We start from the raw sequence: 519 nt of genomic DNA, 5'->3' as shown, positions 1-519 counted from the left end.
TAGAGCTCATAGCATACGCTTGGGTGGCCAAGAACAAGCCTCTATCATGCCAACCCGCTCTGCGGATTCAAGCAGTACGATCAAACCGCGTCCAATTCAAGTTCAGGCTGACACCGCGTCAGCCTATTCTGTCTCTGGCATTCAACTGACTCAGGGACAGCAACAAGCAACAGCGGTACAAATTGCTTCAAAATCACTGCAAACCATTGGTAAAGAGCTAACGCACATTAAACGTGGGTTAACTCAAGCCGTTACGCAAGGCACACAAAATGTGCCGGGGTTGCAAGATACGCTTGTGCGCTCTAAAGCGAACATTCAACGTGTTGTGGAACAAGCGCGTTTTGATGGCCAGAAGGTGATCGATAACGAGTTGCATCTCAAGTTGGATAAAGCCGATATTCGTCGCTTCTCTATCCCAGGTTTGAATGTGCATCGTCTCAGTGACCGAGCGGAACAAATTCGTTTGGATTTCCCTCAGGGCCAAGCGGTGATGATTCAGTTTGACGGTCAATCGGACGG

General features: G+C 49.1%; 1 pseudogene. It reads left to right on the top strand.

Annotation, left to right across the window (positions count from 1 at the left end):
* Positions 1 to 519, top strand: a pseudogene (locus R8O11_RS31240) (flagellin); the annotation flags it as partial.

Source organism: Vibrio sp. 1288, from assembly GCF_033344475.1.
This window is presented reverse-complemented; position numbering and strand designations above follow the sequence as displayed.